Source organism: Paenibacillus alba (assembly GCF_013204855.1).
GTDB lineage: Bacteria > Bacillota > Bacilli > Paenibacillales > NBRC-103111 > Paenibacillus_E > Paenibacillus_E alba.
In genome coordinates this window covers 591,625-611,462 of record NZ_JABMKZ010000002.1, presented here as the reverse complement: position 1 = coordinate 611,462, position 19,838 = coordinate 591,625, and the positions used below count along the sequence as shown (strand labels likewise).

The window sequence follows — 19,838 nt, the reverse complement described above, 5'->3', positions numbered from 1 at the left end:
GCCCCGGACGTCGCCTATAAGTCAGCGTATTCGCTAAAGATGGCCTTGGATCAGCCCCATTCAATCCCACCGTCTACTTTGTCACAAATAGAAGTCCCCAAAGCCTCTCATTCTATTGAAATGCGAGCATTTCCTCAATTTTACGTCAAATTCTCGTTTGCATGCTGCTGCTGTCTGTAGTCTCTTGGCGTGACACCGGTCAGCTTTTTGAAAAGCTGATTGAAGAACTTCATATCCTGATAGCCTACATTTGCCGCGATATCGCTGATTTTGTGATCCGTTGCGCGGAGCTGTCGGCAGCAGGCTTCGATTCTGGCTTGCTGAACGTAGGCCATAAAGGACATGCCCGTGTGCTTTTTAAGCTGGCGATGCAGCTGACGTTCGCTGATCGATAGCCGTGCCGCAGCCTCTGTCAATGAAAGGAGCTGACCGCAATTGCTGCGGATGTGAGCGAGCAAGCGATCCAAATCCTGCAGCTTGACCTCCGTCACCTCCGGCGTGAGATCCGCTTGAGAGCGGTGCATATAGACGAGGAGCTGTGCGACGCAGGTCTGGAAAATGGTCATAAAACCGCTGCGATGAGCGTTATATTCAAAATGCAGCCGTTCAAACAAAGGCTGAAATTCACCGTTGCTTTCTTTGAAGGAAAGCCAAGTCGACTGCTCAATGGCTTGGGTAAAATAAGCGTTGAAGTCTTCCGTACTGCCATTCGCGTGGTTCGCCAGCAATTGATTCATCCATTCGGAAGTACAGAGACAATTGTAGACGACCAGGGGCTTGGTGTGAGCGGTTGATGCTGGACGGAACACATGGGAAACACCAACCGGGAGGAAAAAGAGGTCTCCTTTGGAGACGGTTAGTGATGTATTTTCAATATAATGAGCGCCGCTTCCTTCAGCCACATAGCTGATTTCAATAAAATCATGCGTATGCTGTAGCATATGGAAGGACTCGTTGACACGATTGACATAGAAAGGCAGATCCGGCAGAAAAAATTGATCACCCATCGTTTCAAGAATGCTTCGTTTAACGGTCAACCCTATTCACCCTCGTTATGTCAATTTTGACCCTAATGAATGTCGGAAATAACCCTAAAAATGAGTACGCTAACATCATAAAATAAGGGCATGGAAGAAACAATCATTATTTTAGCGGAGGTCGAAATATGGAACATGCGGTAATCAATTGGCAAGCAGAGTGGATCTGGGGGGAAGGCGAGGAAAGTCCGCGAAATACGTGGAGGTGCTTCCGCCGAACATTTGAAGTACCGGCAGAGGGCTGGGGAGCAGCGAGGCTGTCGCTAACTGCCGATTCACGCTATGTGCTAATCGTTAATGGCACACAAGTAGGAAGAGGTCCTGTTCGTTCTTGGCCTTTCGAGCTGGCGTACGATACGTACGATATTGAGCATCTCTTGTACAAAGGACGAACGAATACGATTGCGGTTATGGTCATTCATTTTGGTGTATCCAACTTCTACTATCTGCGAGGTCGGGGTGGATTAGTCGTCCAAGTTGAGAGCGACTGCAACGGGCAATCGAAGGTTGAACTAGTTACAGATGAGACATGGAAAACTTCCTTGCATCTTGGTTATGACAACAGATCAGGACGGATGGCTTGCCAGCAAGGTTTTGCAGAGCGAATGGACGCCAGAGCATGGCCGACAGCTTGGCATTCGGACAATTTCGATGAGAGCGCATGGACGTCAGCGGTGTTGATTGGACCCGTTGGAACTGAGCCATGGAGCAAGCTTGTTCCGAGAGATATTCCTTTTTTGACGGAGGAACTTGTATGGCCAGTGCGCATTGAATCTCTTCATCAAGTGAAGCCGGTGGCGTGGACATCATCCATTGATATTCGCAATCAATTAGTTCCTGACAGTGTCAATCATGCGAATCCCATCGGTTATGTGGGATACATAGCTACGGTCATCCGCGTGCGAGAAGCGGCCAATGCATCCATAGGCTTAGTGGAAGCTGGGTGCGTAAAAGCATGCTATGTCAATGGAGAATGGCTGTCTGAGGATCGGTATTCGGGGATTTTGCCAGAAAGATATGCAGATATTGACTTAAAGGCCGGGGATAATTTCCTTCTGATGGAAACAACAGGCGTAGATCATGGCAGGGCCTTGCAGTTGGGTATTGATTGTGATATTCCGTTTGAACTGATTTCTCCAATAGGAGACGCGGGTGCTGCGGACTCTTCATTCATCTCTATCGGTCCTTTTGCCAGCTGTGTAGTGATTGACCACTTGGACACCCATGAAGCCTTGCATGCTTATCAAGGATTTAATTTGTTTGCTGCGCAAGAGGATTTGAAGGAGGAACTGGATGCGGAGGCTTTTCCTGCTTTTAGCACTTATTTGGCGATTCGAAAGATTGCCAGTTCTGCGGAGCTGAGTACGTTTAGGGAATGGATTCGACCTTTTCCGCTCGAATTGGTTAGCAGGGATTCTATTTTTGCCTTGAGCATTTGGAAAAAAGAGAGTCAGTCACAACCGATTCCTTACAGCTTGCAGCAAGCGGTTATCGCAAGTGGAACGCCTGCAATTGTGCCTGCGTATGAAGGTGCGGATACAGAGTTTATTATTGATTTTGGCCGTGAGCTGTCCGGCTATATTCAGTTTGAAGTGGATGCTTCCGAAGGCAGCATTCTTGATTTCTATGGCTTCGAATATATGCGTGACGGCTGGCGTCAGGATACATTTCATTTGGATAATACTTTGCGCTACACATGCTCTCAGGGACGTCAATCCTATACGTCTTTTGTGCGCAGAGGTTTTCGTTATTTGATGGTTACGGCCCGAAACGCGGGAAGACCGATTAAGTTATATGGCGTCCAGATGCTGCAAAGCAATTATCCGGTTGCAGAGGTAGGGAAATTTCAATGCTCTGATGCGCTGTTGAACGACATTTGGCAGATCAGCAAACATACGACCCGGCTATGCATGGAGGACACTTTCGTAGATTGTCCCGCGTATGAGCAGGTTTTCTGGGTTGGCGACAGCCGGAACGAGGCGTTGGTGAACTATTACGTATTCGGCGCGACCGAAATTGTTGAGCGCTGTTTGCGATTGGTGCCGGGCTCGCGGACACAAACTCCGTTCTACGTGGATCAGGTGCCAAGCGGTTGGAGCAGCGTGATTCCGAATTGGACCTTCTTCTGGGCGTTGGCGTGCTGTGAATATTTCGTGCATACCGGAGACGAACAGTTTGCTCGCGACATGTGGCCGCATATTCGCTTTACTTTGGAGCATTTTGAGCAAAAGCTGGATGAGCGGGGCTTATTGTTTATTAAAGGCTGGAATTTGTTGGACTGGGCACCGATTGATCAACCGAATCATGGAGTAGTTACTCATCAAAATATGATTTTGGTCAAAACACTTCGCAGCGCCGCTGAGCTGGCGAAAGCGGTAGGCGAAGTGGGGGACGCGACTGTGTATGAAGGAAAAGCGCTACGGCTAAGTCAGGCGATTAACGCCCATCTCTGGAGTGAGGAACGAGGGGCTTACTTGGATTGCATTCATGCAAATGGACGCAAATCGGATGTGTTTAGTATGCAGACGCAGGTCATCGCGTATTTGTGCGGGATTGCTGAAGGAGAACGTGCCGAACAAATGAAGACGTATTTATTTGCTCCTCCTGTCGACTTTGTCCAAATCGGCAGTCCGTTTATGTCCTTCTTTTATTATGAGGCGCTGGCCCAAATCGGCAGTTCCGGTGTTGAGCGGATGATCACGGATATGCGTTATCATTTTGGACAAATGATCGATTACGACGCGACCACCTGCTGGGAAATGTATCCGAATTTCGCGGAAAACCGCGCGAACCCGGACATGCTCACGCGCAGTCACTGTCACGCGTGGTCGGCTGCGCCAGCCTATTTCCTTGGCGCAAATGTGCTTGGCGTAACCGCCGCCGACAAAGGATGGCGGAAGGTTGTTGTGGCTCCGCAGCCCGCGGACTTGCAGTGGGCAAGGGGCACGGTGCCGCTGCCGCGCGAGGGCCGCATCGATGTCGCCTGGCGACTCGAGGAGGACGGGCGCGTTATGCGGCTGCAGGTTAGGGCGCCGCGCAGCGTGGAGGTGGAGATCCGCATCCCGGACGGTATGGACGGGATCGTGGAACGCCACGAGGTTTGAAACCGAAGACGCCGACAGGATGTTGTCGGCGTCTTTGTTGACATATAAATGAATGGAAAGCAGGCGGATTTCATTGGATTAATTCCAATGCAAGTTAGTTTGAAGAGCTTAAAGGACGATTTCACTGGATAAACTCCAATGTAAAATCTATAAAGCAGCCATTTTGAGGTTTAATGGAGATTTTGATTGGCTTATTTCCAGTGCAAGCTTGCAATAAACTCTATGATGGCTGGTTTCATTGGACAATTTCCAATGAGCAGAATAAATGGTTAACCGACGTCTGAGCTCCAAGTGAGGATACAGATCAACTCTAATGGGAGGAAGACTATGCAGCAATAGCAAAGACAGGGAGCTGCATGATCTGCCGTCCTGCTGCTAAGTCTGTTGTATCTTCGTTCGGAGCACAATAGATGATTTAGCTATAAGTAGCTAATTTAGCGAAAGAGATCACCGGGCCCAAAGCGCAAATACCGGCTGTGAGCGCCAAATAGCAAATTGGCTTTCCGTCGTGAAATGCGCAGCGCTCACTGACTCTCTCTGTTCCTAAAAGCCTGCGAAAATACAGCAATTTGAGAGGAAATCGAGTGAATAAAGGAAAAGCCTGCGATTGTGCAGGAATTTTATGGTTTTGCTTCTAAAATCCAAGGAATTAACAAAAAAGCCTGCGTAATCGCAGGAATTTAAGATAAAAACACGATTCCAAGACTAAAAAGATGCACAATTGCAGGCTTTCAAGAAGTGCATCCGAATCCTGCCAATTCCCATAACTTAGGCATGATTCTTCCGATACACCCGTTCGGGCCTGCCGACTACGCCGTAAGAGAGATCGGCGTACAGATCGCCGGAGCTGACTAGATGCTCCAGATACCTGCGTCCGGTGGAGCGGCTAACGCCGATTTCTTTGGCGATTTGATCCGCGGTCAAACCATTCTCAGCGGCCGAAATCGCATGAACGATTTTGACCAGTGTGAGTTTATCAATGCCTTTGGGCAGGAAGGAGGTGTCTGAGCCGGAGTCTTTCTTGGGTGCCCCCAACCATAATCGATCAACATCGCTTTGGCTAATCATGCCGCTTTCTTTCATTCGGAGTAATTCTCGATGAAAATTCAGATAGCGCAGCAACGTTTCCTGCAGCCGGTTAAATACGAGCGGCTTCATAATATAATCGAACGCTCCGCTGCGAATCGCTTCGCGAATGGCATCTATTTCTTTGGCTGCTGTAATCATAATGACGTCGGTTTCCCGGTAATGCTGTCTGATAAAGGAGAGCATCTCTAGACCCGAGGCGCCCGGTAAATAGACATCGAGCAGGACAAGATGCGGGGTCAGAATTTCCAACTGCTCTTTGGCTTGCAAGGCATCGGTGGCGATACCAACGACGCGAAAGCCATCTACTTTTTCAACGAATCGCCTGTTGATTTCAGCAATTTTCACATCGTCTTCGACGATCAATACTTCAACGCTCGGATTGCGGTTTTCCATGCAGCTAACTCCTTTCTGTGAAATCGTTCATCTTGGGAATCGCAACCGTGAAGATGGTGCCGCCAGCTGGATGTTTGTGAAAGGTGATATACCCATTCAGCTTCCCGACAGCATGCTGGACTAAGGCAAGTCCGATCCCGCGATGCTCCCCTTTTTTGGTAGAGAAGCCTTTTTCAAAGACAGCCATACCTGTTTCCTCCGGGATTCCAATACCGCGATCTTCACATTCAATGATCAGGTCCTCACCCAGGTCAGTCAGAAACAATTTCACAAATCGCTCGGTCTGATCATCCAGGCCTAGGACTGCATCCATAGCGTTATCAATGAGATTCCCGATAATGGTGACAAGCAGATTGCGATCTATTCGAGCCGGGATATCGCGGAACGAGCTTTCGTGATCAATTTCGAAGGTAAGTTTTAATTCTTGCGCATGATTGAATTTGCCAATGAGCAGCCCACCAATCATCGGATCCGGGATTTCCCGCATAATGAACTGCACCCAATTCTGATGAACATCGGCTTCTTTGGAAATAAGCTCGACAGCTTCTTGGTACGATTCCAATTGGATAAGCCCCGAAATGACATACAGCTTATTTGAGAATTCATGTGTTTGTGCGCGGAGCGCTTCCGCAAAGCGTTTGACCTGGGACAATTCCTCCGCCAAACGGTACAGCTCTGATTTGCTGCGGAAGCTGGAAACCGCACCGATGACAGCGGATTTGCGCTCCATAATTGGTACCCGGTTCACGATGACCTCATGATCGCCGATCATCATTTCATGGTCGAACTCTGCCTTGCCTGTCCGAACAACTTCATATAAGCGGGTATTTGGGATCACATCTTCCACTTGTCTTCCTGTAATCTTGGCCGTAGTAGGCAATTCCAACAACTGAAGGGCGTAGCGGTTGGCCATTGTGATCACGCCATCCTGATTGACGGCAATGATACCTTCGCGAATGGACTCTAGGATAGCTTTCTTTTCTGTATATAACGCCCCGATTTCCTTTGGCTCCAAGCCATGAATAGAACGCCGGACGTTGCGCGCGATGAGAACAGAACCGACAAGCCCGACGACAAGCACGATCATAGAAATCAATTCAATTCGTGTTTGGTAAGCATCAGTAATTACTTCAATATCCTCTGTTAAAAAGCCAACGGACACGATACCGATCACTTGACCATCGTCATCAACTACCGGCGCTTTGCCGCGAAGTGAAGGACCTAGCGATCCAATGGCTTTTGAAATAATGGACTTCCCTTCAAGAACAGGGCCGTTATCTCCGCCGACCATTTCTTTCCCGATGCGATCCAGCAAAGGGTGGGAATACCGAATCCCGTCACGATTCCCGACAACGATATATTCGGCATCAATTTTCTCGCGTGCCGCTTCGGCGATGGGTTGAATTACAGATGAGGGGTCTTTGAGCTGGAAGGCGTCGCGGATGTCGGGCATACTGGCCATCGTCTCAGCGACTTTCAAAGCGCGAGTACCAATCTGATCTTCAAGCGCAGAGGTCATAATGTAATAGAAAATGCCGCCTAAACTTAAGACGATGAAGACGAGCAGTGAGCAAATAATCAAAATTAGTTTGGTTTGCAGCTTCATGACTGGAATAGGCCCCCCCGTTTCAGCTTGTATTGTATCATAAAGCGCTATCATTTTGAGGGAAAACGCCTCTCCGCTCCCGTGAACAATATGAACAAAATGCCCAAAACGAAGTTATTATAACTAATCATGTTAAACTTCTCTAAATTTTATTCAGGTGTTATTCTGAAAGCGTTTCAAAGAAAGCGTATACATGAAGGACACCAAACATATGGAGGGGTTTCATTTGATAAAAAATGTGGTAGCAGCTTCTTGGAAAGTAACAACGATCGGCGTATTGGCCTTATCCATGGCGGCCTGTGGTAATGGTGCAGCCAAACCGACAGAAGGAGCGGTGGACAAAGGTAAAGAAACGGCGGCACCTGTACAAGCAGCATCCAAATACCCTGAAAAGGCGTTAAGCATTATCGCTCCGTCTGGTGCTGGCGGCGGTTGGGATATGACGGCTCGTACGATTGCGAAAGTATTGACGGAGACCAAAGCCATGGATAAACCGATTTCGGTTGAAAATAAGCCGGGCGGAGGCGGGGCCGTGTTCATGGCCGAATATGCGACCAAAGATGTGAAGGACAATTATAAATTGTTCGTCAGCTCTCCGCCGATTCTCATTAACCATTTGAAAAAAGAAGGCAACACCCCTTATGGATACGCGGATACAACGCCACTCGCCCAATTGACCAAAGATTACGGGGCCATAGCGGTAGCAGCCAATTCCAAATATAAAGATTTGAAATCACTGCTTGCTGATATGAAAAATGACCCTACGAAATTAACGGTAGCGGGCGGATCCGCTCCTGGCTCGATGGATCATCTGGTATCTATTCTGCCTGCTTTTAAATACGGTATCGACCCGAAAAAGGTGAAATATGTCTCCTATGATGGCGGTGGAGAAGCGGTAACTGCACTGCTCGGCGGCAATGCGGATGTTCTCGGAACAGATGCGTCTTCTCTGGACCAATATGTCAAAGCCGGCAAAATCAGAATTTTGGCGGTTGCCTCTCCACAGCGGCTCGGTGGCAATATGAAGGATATTCCGACGATGAAAGAGCAGGGTGTTGATGCAGAGTTCCTCATCTGGCGCGGGTTCTTCGGACCTAAAAATATGGATGCCGGAGCGAAGAAATTCTGGGAGGATACGATTAAGAAAATGGTTGATTCCGATGTGTGGAAAAAAGAAATGACAGCGAACAATTGGGAAACCGATTATAAAAAAGCAGATGATTTCAAAACTTATCTTGCACAGCAAGAAACACAATTAAAAGATATGCTGACTGCTTTAGGGATGCAGAAATAAGAGGGTCCCAGGATGACGGGAGGTTGAATAAGACAGATGAATACTTTGTTTGATCGCTATGCGGGCATCGTTTTTTTGGCCATCGGTACGGCATTTGTAATCGGCAGCAAAAGCATTTCCACAAGTGCATACGGCAGTAATGTAGGAGCTAATATTTTCCCGATGATCTTGGGAGCTTTCTTGGCCTTAATGAGTCTGAGGCTCATTTACGATACTTTTCGTCGGCAAAAAGCTGAGAAATACAAAGAAAATTTGGATTATAAACGATTTGGCATCATTTTTACGGCGGCTGTCCTCTATGCGTTATTTCTTGAAGATATCGGTTTCGTCATTTCAACGTTTCTGTTTTTAATGATTGGATTTCAAACGATGCAAAAAGGCAAGGTCTGGGTATCCCTTTTGATTTCGGCCGTATTTTCCTGCGGTGTTTATTATGGGTATGTGGACTTGCTGAACGGCTCGCTGCCCGGATTTCCAAGCTGGTTAGGCTTCTAAGATATGTCTGACGCAGCTCTAGTTTGCTTAAGCAAACTCTAAGGAGGTAATTGAAATGAGCACGATTGATTATGTGCTTCATGGCTTGGGTACTGCAATGCAGTGGCACAATGTCGTGTTTGTTTTCCTAGGTGTATTAATCGGTACCGTAGTAGGTGTTCTGCCTGGGATTGGACCTATGAGCGGTGTAGCTCTATTAATCCCGATTACAGCGACTATGACCGCAGGGTTAGGTCCAGAGGAAGCGGCGACGAGCTCGATTATTTTGCTGGCAGGTGTTTATTACGGTGCCATGTATGGCGGCTCGACGACATCAATCTTGCTGAATACGCCAGGTGAGTCATCATCTGTCGTGACGACTTTAGACGGATATCAGATGGCTAAGCAAGGCAGGGCTGGCGCTGCGCTTGCGATTTCGGCGATTGGCTCTTTCGCTGCCGGGATTATTTCCTTAATTGGTCTTATCTTCTTAGCGCGTCCGTTGTCGGCTGTTGCGATCAAGTTTGGGCCTGCGGAATATTTCTCTCTGATGGTTCTCGGCTTGCTCGCGATCAGCGGGCTTGCCGGGAAATCCATGGTCAAAGCGCTCATGATGACAGCCTTTGGACTTCTGCTCGCTACAATCGGCATTGATAATGTATCCGGTGTGGAACGTTTTACCTTCAATATCCCCGAGCTTTATCAGGGCTTGGAATTTCTGACGGTAGCTGTTGGTACTTTTGCTGTCGGCGAAGTGTTCAAGACGATTTTGCAGCGTGAAGGCAACGATAACGAGTTGGCCAAAATCAATCGAATTCTGCCAACGAAGCAGGATATGAAAGATAGTGCGGCGCCGATTGCCCGCGGCTCGGTGCTTGGCTTTTTCATCGGACTCCTGCCAGGTGCAGGTGCGATTCTTGCTTCTTTTTTTGCCTATATCGTGGAAAAGAAAATTAGCAAAAATCCCGAGAAATTCGGGAAAGGAGCCATCGAAGGCGTAGCCTCACCGGAAGCGGCGAATAATGCTGCATCAGGGGGAGCTATGATCCCGCTGTTGACGTTAGGCATTCCTTCGTCAGGAACGACCGCTATCTTAATGGGTGCTTTCATCATGTACAATGTGCAGCCAGGCCCTTTGCTGTTCCAAGATCACCCGCAGCTTGCTTGGGGCGTTATCGCCAGCATGTTCGTGGGCAACCTGATGCTGCTCATTCTGAATATGCCGCTTGTCAAAGTGTTCGCCAAAGTAATCGAAACACCAACGAAGTATTTGATTCCATTAATTATCGTATTTTCCGTCTTTGGTGTTTACGCTGTTCAATACTCCACCTTTGATTTGCTTTTAATTATGGGCTGCGGTCTTGTTGGTTACTTTTTATCGAAAAATGACTACCCGTTAGCGCCACTGGTGCTGGGGCTTATTCTCGGACCGATGCTGGAAAACAACATGCGCAGAGCGTTAACGATTTCCAATGGCGATTTCATGATTTTCTTGCAAAAGCCGGTCTCGCTCGCTTTCTTAATTATCGGGTTCCTCTGGTTGACGATCCCCTTATTCCTTAAGTGGAGAGGCAAAAATGTGCTGGTAAACGAAGAAGCATAAACTGGAAATGTGCCTCTATGCTGTTGGGTGGAGTTCATCTCAGTAAAATCGACAGGAATGAGGAGTTTGGCATGAAGGATTCACTTGGGGGTAAAAGTATTATTTTGCGTTTGGAGCTGCAAACCGATACGATTCATTTCGGACAGTTGATAACGGTCATCACGGAAAATGGGGGAGACGTCATTGCCATTGACGTCATCCAGACCGGTCCGAATTGGACGGTTCGCGATATTACGGTTTCCGCGTTGGAGCAGGCTCAATTGGAGGCGGTCACGGGTGCTATGAAGGCATTGCCAGGCGTGCGGCTTGTTCATGTATCCGATCGCACCTTCCTGCTCCATTTGGGCGGCAAGATTGAGATGAAGCCCAAAGTGCCGATCCAGAATCGGGACGATCTGTCCCGTGTATACACGCCTGATGTGGCAAGAGTTTGCTTGGCGATTCATGACAAACAAGAAAATGCGTACAAGCTTACCATCAAACGCAACACGGTTGCTGTTGTTTCAGATGGCAGCGCGGTTCTTGGGCTTGGCAATATTGGCCCTTATGCGGCAATGCCGGTTATGGAAGGCAAAGCGATGCTGTTCAAGCAGCTGGCGGATGTTGATGCCTTTCCCATTTGCCTGGATACGCAAAGCATGGAAGAAATTATTACGACCATCAAGCATCTTGCCCCTGCTTTTGGCGGTATCAATTTAGAGGATATCTCTTCACCGCGTTGTTTTGAAATCGAGGAGAGGCTGCGAAGCGAGCTCGATATTCCGGTGTTCCACGATGATCAGCATGGTACGGCTGTTGTTCTCTATGCGGGATTGATCAATGCGCTTAAGGTTGTCGGGAAGCAGATTGATGAAGTAAAGGTGGTCATCTGCGGAATAGGGGCGGCAGGAGTGGCCTGCTCCAAAATTTTGTTAGCTGCAGGTGTTAAGCAGTTAATTGGCGTAGATCGGGAAGGAGCATTGGTTAGCAGCAGCTCTTACACGAATCCGATATGGAACTGGTACGCACAGCAAACAAACCCGAATCAGTTAACGGGTTCCTTGTCTGATGTTTTGGATGGGGCCGATGTGTTTATTGGGCTGTCAGCCGGGGGGATTCTGAAGCGAAGCGATGTGGAGAGAATGGCTCTGCGTCCTGTCGTATTCGTCATGGCGAATCCGACGCCAGAGATACATCCCGATGAGATTGAAGATCTTGCAGGTGTTATCGCAACAGGAAGATCCGATTTCCCCAATCAGATCAACAATGTTCTATGCTTCCCGGGGATTTTCCGAGCTGCCTTGGATTGTCAAGCCACGACGATTAATGAGGAAATGAAGCTCGCTGCTTCTGCGGCCATAGCCTCTGTTGTCGCACCGCAAGAATTGAATAAATTGTACATTATTCCGAGTGTTTTCAATCAAGAGGTTGTCAGACTCATCCGCAGAGCCGTCATTGAAGCTGCCATCCGCACCGGAGTTGCTCGCAGAATGCCGCGTGAATTCAGATTGGAGGGAGCGCTATGAGCGGATTAGGTACAAGAACAATTGTAGAAATCAATCAAGCGGCGAATCAGTTCCAATCCAGCATCGTCCTCAAAGTGGGCAAACGGTTCATTGATGTCAAAAGCATTCTTGGGTTGAGCATCACGCTCTTGACCCATGAAGTGTACCGGCTCGATATTCACGGTCCTGATGAAGCTGAGGCTAAGCAAGCGATGAGTGATTTGTTTAAGAAGCATGGTCTTGTGCTTCAAGAAGATTAACTTGAGGATACCCCTCCGTACCCTTTTCGCGAAATTCCTGCGAATAGGCATCCTTTTCGTCTTGGAAATAAGCAAAATAGTAAAAAGCCTGCGATTATGCATCCTTTAGAGACAATTTTTCCATTTCAGGAGGGAAAAGCTCAAAAAGCCTGCATAATCGCAGGCTTTCTCGATTTTCACACGAATTAACCGAAAAAGCATGCATTATCGCAGGTTTTCCAAATCGGTCAGTCACGTTTATGATGACTTCACTTTAAAATGAACAACGGCACTGTACAGCATTTTGCCGGCATTGGGATCAAACACGATGTTGTGTTGGATCGCATAAACGTCGAGCAGCAACGCTTTGTTATTGTCAATTTGATCATTAATTTGCCGTTCGAGTGTTTTCAAATCGTACGCTTGAAAAAACTCAATTTTATTATCAATTCGATCCAGTATAAAATCCATGAAGGGAATCCTCCTTAAGCTATTATGTTAAGTTTAGATGACTTCTCTATTATAACGTCAATATCTGATATAGGAAGTCATTCTGAATAGGCGTATACTGTAAAGGGATACATGGCAAACTTCCCCATCGGGAGGCGCAGTTGCCAGAGAACAATTATAGGAAGTGATGTCGTTTGAAATCTACACGGTTATTGGTTGATTTTTTCAAAGAGAAATGGCCGTTGTACGTCATTGCCGCATTGTCCATTTCAGTTGGCAACATCATTTATTCGTATTATCCAAAGCAGTTGGGCTTGTTCACAGATCAATTAAAGCAAGGTGGTTTGAGCAAAGACCTTATTGTCCATTACAGTGAACAGTTATTAGTGATTGGCTTGTCGTTTGGTATTTTGGCCGGGATTGGTCAATATATGATTATGCGCAATGGCAGACGTTTCGAGTTTGTTACCAGGAATCGGCTGTTTGACCACTTTACGAAGCTGGGTGCGACTTTTTATTCGAAGAATGGCGTTGGCAAGCTGCTCAGTTACATGACGAACGACGTGACGGTCATCCGAGAATCGATCTCCATGGGAATCAATCAAGTGGTGAACTCCGCGATCCTAATCATTGCGGTGATTATTACCATGTTGTTCAGCTCGGTCCCGCTATATTTAATTGCCATATGCATAGTGCCCTTATTGCTCATTCCTGTGCTTACGGTTCGATTTCAGCCCGTTATCAAAAAGCGTTCCATGCAAGTCCAAGAGGCATTAGGCAAAATGACGGAGTCAGCCGAGGAGCAATTCGGCGGCATTCGGGTCGCGAAGAAATTCGCCGTAGAACCGATTATGGTTCGCAGATTCAGCGATACGGTGGACCGGATTCGGGACAATCAGCTGAGATTGATTCGGCTCTCCTCCCTATTTGAAGCTTTGATTCCCTTTCTCGGGGCCATATCCTTGATTATTGCGATTGCGTTCGGAGGATACTTAACGATCCACGGGGGCATCACCATTGGTAACTTCGTTGAGTTAACGCTCTACATACGCATGATGGTAAATCCGCTGCAGCAGATTGGGCGCGTAATCAATGCGATGCAGCGTTCCCGAGCTTCCTTGGAGCGAATTAACGATTTGTTGGATTTGCAGTCGGAAGTTGTGGAAAAAGAGCTAGCCCAGGAATCTCATCTCGACCATGAAGGGATTCGTATCGAGCATTTATCCTTCGCTTATCCAGATGATGAAGATGAGGTGCTGCATGACATCTCCTTAACGATCGAACCGGGTAAATCCATCGGCATAATCGGGAAAACGGGCAGCGGCAAATCGACGCTGGTCAAGCTGATGCTGCGCATTTACGACCCTCCCGAAGGAACCGTATGGATCGGGGAGACGGATATTCGCGATGTGACGTTGGAAAGCTTGCGCAACCAAATCGCTTATGTGCCGCAGGAAGGCTTCTTGTTTAGCACCACGATCAGGGATAACATCGCTTTTTATCAAAGAGAGTCACCTCTGGAGCAGGTTGAGTACGCGGCTAAGAAAGCGCAGATTCTCTCGAGTATTACGTCGTTCCCGGAGAAGTTTGAAACGAAGCTCGGCGAACGCGGCGTCACGTTATCCGGGGGGCAGCGTCAACGAACGAGCTTAGCCCGAGGCATCATTAAGGATTCTCCTTTGATGATTTTGGATGATAGTGTCAGTGCCGTCGATTCGGTGACCGAGAAGCATATTATTGACACAATCCGCAAGGAACGATCCAATAAAACAACGATATGGATTGCTCATCGCATTTCAGCCTTGAAGCATACCGATGAAATTATTGTGCTTCATGAAGGCCGGATCGTGCAGCGGGGAACCCATGAGGAATTGATTGCCCAGGAAGGCTTATATGCGCAGCTGCATGCGATTCAGGAAGGAGGAAGCCACGATGACCTTGCCTAAGACTTCGCAGGACCGGCAATCCATGAAATCGTCTTTCCGATTCTTATCGGGGTACGCCAAGCCGCATCGATTCACCTTTGCCGCCGTCGTCTTCTGCGCTTTGCTGGGAATTGCCGCGGACTTGTTTCAGCCGTATTTAGTTAAAATTGCGATTGATGACAACTTGATGATTGGGAAAAATGACTATAACTCGCTTCTGCTTATTTGCTTGTTTTATGTCGGCCTCTCGGTGTGTAGTTTATTTTTCAGTTATTTGCAAAATAATTTACTTCAATTTGCCGGACAAAATATTGTTGCCAAAATCCGCAAGGATTTGTTTGCGCATATTTTTAAACAGTCGATGTCCTATTATGACCGGACGCCAAGCGGCAGCCTAATTACACATGTGTCTAGTGATACAGAGACGCTGAATCAGTTTTTTACACAAGTGCTCCTCAGCTTGGTTCGCGACGGGATGACACTTATTTTCATCATTGTGCTGATGTATCATTTGGATCCACAGCTGACATTGTACAGTATGATCGTGATTCCTATCATCGTGCTGATTGCGGTTAGCTTTCGGCGATATATGCGCAAAACCTATCAGCTATCAAGGACGCAATTATCCCAAATGGTTGCTTTTGCCGCTGAAAATTTATCAGGGATGCATCTGATTCAAGCGTTCCATCAAGAAAAAGAACAAAATAATCGCTTCATCGAGCGAAATCACAGCTATTTCCGCGCGAATTTACGTGAAATTCGGACGAATGTTTGGTTCAATCGTTCTTTTGATATTTTAGGAAATATATCAATTGCTTTTATTACATGGGTCGGCGGTATGGCCGTTTTTGATAAAACGATTGAGTTCGGCGTGCTGTACGCCTTTATTACGTATATCCGGCAGTTTTTCCAGCCGATTAACAACATTACCCAGCAGTGGAACACGCTTCAATCGACTACCGTTTCATTGAACCGAATCTGGCATGTTTTCTCCACACAACCGGAAGTGAAGGATAGTGAACAAGTGACATCCATCGCGGTCGCTGATTTGAAAGGCGATATTCGATTCAATCATGTGCATTTTGGTTATTTGAAGGATAGAACCATTATTGAGGATCTGGAGCTTCATGTTCAGCCAGGGGAGATGATTGGCATTGTGGGGACGACAGGTGCAGGGAAGAGCTCTCTGATCAGCCTGCTTTGCCGTTTCTATGATGTGCAGGAGGGAAGTATCGAGATTGATGGGACAGACATCCGCGATATTCCGCAGGCTGTTTTGCACCGGATGGTTGGACTTGTCCAGCAGGAGCCTTATTTATATGCCGGCAGCATTCTGGATAACGTGCGGATGTTTGATGAAACGATTAGCCGGGAAGAGGTTGTTGAAGCCTGCCGGTTAGTTGGGGCGGATACCCTCATCTCAAGGCTGAAGGATGGCTATGATTCGCGAATCTCGGAACGAGGGAGCGGGTTGTCTGCAGGAGAAAGGCAATTGATCTCCTTCGCCCGCATTATTGTGTTTAAGCCCAAAGTGTTGATTCTGGATGAGGCAACGGCGAATTTGGATTCCCAAACGGAGCAGTTGATTCAAACGGCTTTGCAAATCGTGGCAGAGGGACGAACGACGCTTGTTATCGCTCATCGCATCTCAACCATTTTGCATGCCAACCGCATCCTTGTGATGAGCCAAGGGCAAATTGTGGAAGAGGGAAATCACGCGGAATTAATTGCGCTGCATGGCTATTATGAGCAATTGTACCTCCATTCGCAGGGGAATGAGGTTTCAGCGCCTACGATGTAGCAAGCTTCATCCTCCTTGGGCTAATGATCAGGTACTAGGAATAGATAGTACTTCTGCTGCTTCTTCATCTCCCTTACAATGAGAAGTAGATCGAGAGGAGGCATACTATCATGAAATCCAAATTTGTAATGATTCAATTAGGGTATGTGTTGGGGGCAAGCAGCCTATTAACTGCCATCGTATATTTCTTCGCAGCGAATTGGGAGAAGCTGAATCGGTGGGAGAAATTCATCCCCGTCTTCCTGCTCATCCTCGGATTCTACGGGTTGTCGGTCTGGCTTTCTCGTCAAGCCGGCAGAACTTTTCTAAGTAAACTAAGTTTGTTTGCAAGTTGTGTGTCGTTCGGCGTAGGTGTTGCTCTTATCGGGCAGACCTATAATTCCCATGCGGATAGCTACAGCCTGTTCGCAGTCTGGTTTATACCGGCGTTGTTATTCGCGCTTTTAACCAGGTGGCAGCCGTTCTATGTTCTGGCTTATGTGTTATTTCATCTGGCTTATGGATTGTATTTCTTCCCCAAATGGGGTTCTGGCTCTGAGGTTGAGCTCATGCAGATCGCCATTTGGCTGGGATTAGTCTTCGTTAATGGCCTGCTGTATGTGCTTACTGAACGTAGCATTATCGATTCGCCTTTTTTGAAATGGGTAACCTTTCAAGCCGCCATCGGAATCCTTTTATTTATTTCGATCTCGCAAATATTTGAGGATTATGGCCTATGGATGAATTTGCCTCTTGTTGCGGCGCTGGCCGCTGCGGTTGGTTATGCACATAAATCAAGAAACAAAACCTATCTGCTGTTTGCAGGACTGTGGGTATCGGCTGCGGTAACGGTGAAATACATTGAATTAGTTGTCGAGCAGTATAATGAATTGTTTTTCATCATTAGCCTCTTATTCATTATTGTTTTCATTGGTGCGAATGTGAAGTTCATGAACTATATTCGTGCTTGGAACCCAACTCCCATAACGGCAGACCAAGAGGAGCATGCAGTTAACGCGGACAGCAAGTCTGACGGTGAATTCACCAAATGGATTGTGCGTGTGCTCACGGTTTCCGTGATCATTATTGGCTCGCTCTTGGGCAGTTTAACCATCATTGGGATTATTACAGTCGTTATGGGGTTCGAAGATCCGCAATATATCCTCATGGGATATGGCTTGTTATCGGTTATTGCAATGATTGCCGTGAACAAATTGAATTCATTGGTTCGTTACACGGTTCTGATTAGCGGGCTAATGCTCGGGGCTGGAACTGCCGTTTTCACAGAAAATGTCTCCATGCTGCTCGTATTTCTTGCTGTTGCCATCGCAGCTTTCATGATGATGTCTGGCCTTCTGCACCGCATCTTTTTCTTCTTGGCGGCAACTTGTTTGACCGCGTTCGTGTTAGCGAATTGGCTGGACAGTGGCATTCTCGTCATGACAGTACTGACAGGATTGCTTGCCTGCTTATTCGCAGCCGCTTTGGCAATCAAGAGTGAGGCCATAAGAAAACCTATTCTGTACAGCAGCTTTCCTTCCTTTCTGTTTACCTTGTTTGTTCTTACATTTATGACAGAAAAGGCTTGGTACTATATTTCCAATATTGTCTTTTTCCTTCTTGTTGTATTGGCGCTTGTCATCAGCAAGCAGCGGCAGATGAAATGGATGCATGCTTGGTCCATGGGCTTCTGGATCGCATTCCTCTTGTACAAATATTATGATCTGGCTTGGAAGCTTCTGCATAAATCCGTTAGTTTGGCGATCATTGGAATAGTGATTGTTGCATTCACGGTTTGGTACGAAAAAAGACATCGTCTAGCAGCCGCTGAACCTCAAGATTTAGCTGCCAAAGTTCAAAGGAACCGCTGGATTATTGCACTTTTGGTGCTGCTGCAGGTTCTGGCGATGTCGCTGCAAATAGGAAAAAGCGAGTGGCTGCTCGCCCATGGACAGCTGATTAAGCTGAAACTGGAACCGCTTGACCCGCGTTCCCTTATGCAAGGGGATTATGTTCGTCTGAGATATACGATTTCAGACACTGAAATATGGGAAACTAGGGGACCTGATTCAGCGCAGGATAAGAAAATCACTGTCGTTCTGGCTCCAAATACAGCAACAGGCGTCTTTGAATTCAGCCGAATTTATCATGCTGGAGAAGCCTTGGCCCTCGGTGAGATTCGGTTGAACGGCAAGAAAGACGGATACAATCGTATCGCATATGGCATCGAGACGTATTTCATTCCTGAAGGAACAGGCAGATCATATGAGCGGGATGCGAAATTTGCCGAAGTGAAGGTTTCCGCTGGCGGGGATGCGATTCTAGTGCGTCTGCTTAATCAGCCAAGTGTTGTCCAGTAAAGTGGATTGTGGTAAAATAACCCGATCTTTGTGCGCATAAGAAAGGGGTATTTGATCTTCATGTGGCTTTTATTTTCAGTACTTGCAGCTATGAGCTTTGGGCTGCGGGGGATTTTATATCATTGGACCAGTCAACAATCATTGAATCGAAACGTGCTGCTATGCGGCACCTTTTTCATGGGGGCGGTCATCAGCATCGTATGTGTCCTAATATTCAAGCAAGCTTGGACTTCATCGGCTCTGATCGGCGTACAGATGGGGCTCTTCTCATTCGGCGCCAATGCGAGTATGTTCAAAGGCTTTGCGGTCGGCAAAGCTTCGCTCGTTGCGATTCTCACTGGCTTACCCTCTGTCGTGGTGGTCGTGTTTGCTTATTTCCTTTGGAACGAGCATCTTAATCTCATGCAATTTTTTGCTTTCGTTGTTATCGTCATTGGCATTTTGGTTGTGAGATATTCGAATGATATCACCCTGAATAATTTACAAGGCGCAGGCTGGGGCGTGTTGGCTTTGCTGCTTTTTGCCGGCAATGATTTATCCAGTAAATGGACAACACTTGTGGGAGCGCCCCTATTTCCAACCTTATTTTTCATGTTCACTACGGGGACTTGCTGCTTCGGACTATGGTGGTTGAAGGATCGCTTGCAAAACCCCACAAAGACGCCTTCCTCTGCCAGATGGTCAGAGCGTCAAACTTTTCTTATTGGCATGGGGGTTGGCATTACGAATGTGGTGGGCATGATTCTGATCATTCATGGCTTCGCGCATGGAAAAACAGGGCTTGTATCTGCGGTCGTCGCCCTCAACGTGCTGATCGTCCTGCTGTACACGCGATTTATTCTGAAGGATAAATTCTCGAAGCTGGAGCAATCCGGATTAGCTTTAGCACTTATTGGTATTCTTATGATGAAAATCGTTGCCTCTTGACAATTGAGATGACTTGCAGTAATATTCAGTAAATTCTAAATTGCATAACGAACATTAATGAACAGGACAGTAG

General features: G+C 47.2%; 14 protein-coding genes and 1 other annotated feature (1 of these 15 running past the window's edge). Of the genes, 10 read left to right on the top strand and 4 right to left on the bottom strand.

The window, feature by feature from the left end; translation table 11 throughout:
- Positions 1-140: 140 nt before the first annotated feature.
- A complete protein-coding gene (locus HQN90_RS03035; RefSeq protein ID WP_173216248.1) occupies positions 141-1,037 on the bottom strand; it encodes an AraC family transcriptional regulator in 897 nt (298 codons plus the stop codon).
- 128 nt (positions 1,038-1,165) lie between these two features.
- On the opposite strand from HQN90_RS03035, the gene HQN90_RS03030 reads away from it, so the two are divergent.
- Positions 1,166-4,141, top strand: a complete 2,976-nt coding sequence (locus HQN90_RS03030; RefSeq protein WP_173216246.1) for a family 78 glycoside hydrolase catalytic domain — start codon at positions 1,166-1,168, stop codon at positions 4,139-4,141.
- 768 nt (positions 4,142-4,909) lie between these two features.
- On the opposite strand, the gene HQN90_RS03025 is transcribed toward HQN90_RS03030, so the two are convergent.
- Positions 4,910-5,623: a response regulator gene (locus HQN90_RS03025; protein ID WP_173216244.1), complete on the bottom strand. Its 714-nt coding sequence runs from the start codon at positions 5,621-5,623 to the stop codon at positions 4,910-4,912.
- Positions 5,624-5,627: 4 nt separating this feature from the next.
- A complete protein-coding gene (locus tag HQN90_RS03020) occupies positions 5,628-7,229 on the bottom strand; it encodes an ATP-binding protein (RefSeq protein WP_173216242.1) in 1,602 nt (533 codons plus the stop codon).
- A gap of 289 nt (positions 7,230-7,518) precedes the next feature.
- Between HQN90_RS03020 and HQN90_RS03015 the strand changes: the two genes are divergently transcribed.
- The 5 genes from HQN90_RS03015 to HQN90_RS02995 all read left to right on the top strand — a co-directional run bounded on the left by HQN90_RS03015 (position 7,519) and on the right by HQN90_RS02995 (position 12,344).
- Positions 7,519-8,523: a Bug family tripartite tricarboxylate transporter substrate binding protein gene (locus HQN90_RS03015; protein ID WP_420851026.1), complete on the top strand. Its 1,005-nt coding sequence runs from the start codon at positions 7,519-7,521 to the stop codon at positions 8,521-8,523.
- A 36-nt stretch (positions 8,524-8,559) separates the two neighbouring features.
- Positions 8,560-9,018, top strand: a complete 459-nt coding sequence (locus HQN90_RS03010; protein WP_173216240.1) for a tripartite tricarboxylate transporter TctB family protein — start codon at positions 8,560-8,562, stop codon at positions 9,016-9,018.
- Positions 9,019-9,073: 55 nt separating this feature from the next.
- Positions 9,074-10,600, top strand: coding sequence for a tripartite tricarboxylate transporter permease (locus HQN90_RS03005; protein WP_173216238.1), 1,527 nt, complete (start codon positions 9,074-9,076; stop codon positions 10,598-10,600).
- Between the two features lie 71 nt (positions 10,601-10,671).
- Positions 10,672-12,105 carry an NAD-dependent malic enzyme gene (locus HQN90_RS03000; protein WP_173216236.1) on the top strand — a complete coding sequence of 478 codons (1,434 nt, stop codon included), beginning with the start codon at positions 10,672-10,674 and terminating at the stop codon, positions 12,103-12,105.
- The gene (locus tag HQN90_RS02995) at positions 12,102-12,344 is read left to right on the top strand and encodes an HPr family phosphocarrier protein (RefSeq protein ID WP_079409477.1); all 243 of its coding nucleotides are present in this window, start codon (positions 12,102-12,104) and stop codon (positions 12,342-12,344) included. Before HQN90_RS03000 ends, HQN90_RS02995 begins: the two co-directional genes overlap by 4 nt.
- 237 nt (positions 12,345-12,581) lie before the next feature.
- Here HQN90_RS02995 and HQN90_RS02990 read toward each other — a convergent pair whose 3' ends face one another.
- On the bottom strand, positions 12,582-12,794 hold the full coding sequence (locus HQN90_RS02990) for a YrzA family protein (protein ID WP_079409478.1): 213 nt from the start codon (positions 12,792-12,794) through the stop codon (positions 12,582-12,584).
- A gap of 173 nt (positions 12,795-12,967) precedes the next feature.
- Between HQN90_RS02990 and HQN90_RS02985 the strand changes: the two genes are divergently transcribed.
- From HQN90_RS02985 to HQN90_RS02970, 4 genes are all read left to right on the top strand, one after another.
- Positions 12,968-14,719, top strand: coding sequence for an ABC transporter ATP-binding protein (locus HQN90_RS02985; RefSeq protein ID WP_173216234.1), 1,752 nt, complete (start codon positions 12,968-12,970; stop codon positions 14,717-14,719).
- Complete coding sequence (locus HQN90_RS02980) at positions 14,706-16,499, top strand: ABC transporter ATP-binding protein (protein ID WP_246362012.1); 1,794 nt, start codon at positions 14,706-14,708, stop codon at positions 16,497-16,499. The genes HQN90_RS02985 and HQN90_RS02980 overlap by 14 nt, the downstream gene beginning before the upstream one ends.
- A 110-nt stretch (positions 16,500-16,609) precedes the next feature.
- Complete coding sequence (locus HQN90_RS02975) at positions 16,610-18,838, top strand: GDYXXLXY domain-containing protein (RefSeq protein ID WP_173216232.1); 2,229 nt, start codon at positions 16,610-16,612, stop codon at positions 18,836-18,838.
- A 60-nt stretch (positions 18,839-18,898) separates the two neighbouring features.
- On the top strand, positions 18,899-19,765 hold the full coding sequence (locus HQN90_RS02970) for an EamA family transporter (protein WP_173216230.1): 867 nt from the start codon (positions 18,899-18,901) through the stop codon (positions 19,763-19,765).
- A 48-nt stretch (positions 19,766-19,813) separates the two neighbouring features.
- Positions 19,814-19,838, top strand: a binding site (T-box leader); it runs 196 nt beyond the window's last position.

What these genes read in the sequence shown, in the direction of transcription:
- HQN90_RS03030 (WP_173216246.1), top strand. Translation starts at nt 1,166, where the DNA reads ATGGAACATGCGGTAATCAATTGGCAAGCAGAGTGGATCTGGGGGGAA.
- HQN90_RS03025 (WP_173216244.1), bottom strand. Translation starts at nt 5,623, where the DNA reads ATGGAAAACCGCAATCCGAGCGTTGAAGTATTGATCGTCGAAGACGAT.
- HQN90_RS03020 (WP_173216242.1), bottom strand. Translation starts at nt 7,229, where the DNA reads ATGAAGCTGCAAACCAAACTAATTTTGATTATTTGCTCACTGCTCGTC.
- HQN90_RS03015 (WP_420851026.1), top strand. Translation starts at nt 7,519, where the DNA reads ATGGCGGCCTGTGGTAATGGTGCAGCCAAACCGACAGAAGGAGCGGTG.
- HQN90_RS03010 (WP_173216240.1), top strand. Translation starts at nt 8,560, where the DNA reads ATGAATACTTTGTTTGATCGCTATGCGGGCATCGTTTTTTTGGCCATC.
- HQN90_RS03005 (WP_173216238.1), top strand. Translation starts at nt 9,074, where the DNA reads ATGAGCACGATTGATTATGTGCTTCATGGCTTGGGTACTGCAATGCAG.
- HQN90_RS03000 (WP_173216236.1), top strand. Translation starts at nt 10,672, where the DNA reads ATGAAGGATTCACTTGGGGGTAAAAGTATTATTTTGCGTTTGGAGCTG.
- HQN90_RS02995 (WP_079409477.1), top strand. Translation starts at nt 12,102, where the DNA reads ATGAGCGGATTAGGTACAAGAACAATTGTAGAAATCAATCAAGCGGCG.
- HQN90_RS02990 (WP_079409478.1), bottom strand. Translation starts at nt 12,794, where the DNA reads ATGGATTTTATACTGGATCGAATTGATAATAAAATTGAGTTTTTTCAA.
- HQN90_RS02980 (WP_246362012.1), top strand. Translation starts at nt 14,706, where the DNA reads ATGACCTTGCCTAAGACTTCGCAGGACCGGCAATCCATGAAATCGTCT.
- HQN90_RS02975 (WP_173216232.1), top strand. Translation starts at nt 16,610, where the DNA reads ATGAAATCCAAATTTGTAATGATTCAATTAGGGTATGTGTTGGGGGCA.
- HQN90_RS02970 (WP_173216230.1), top strand. Translation starts at nt 18,899, where the DNA reads ATGTGGCTTTTATTTTCAGTACTTGCAGCTATGAGCTTTGGGCTGCGG.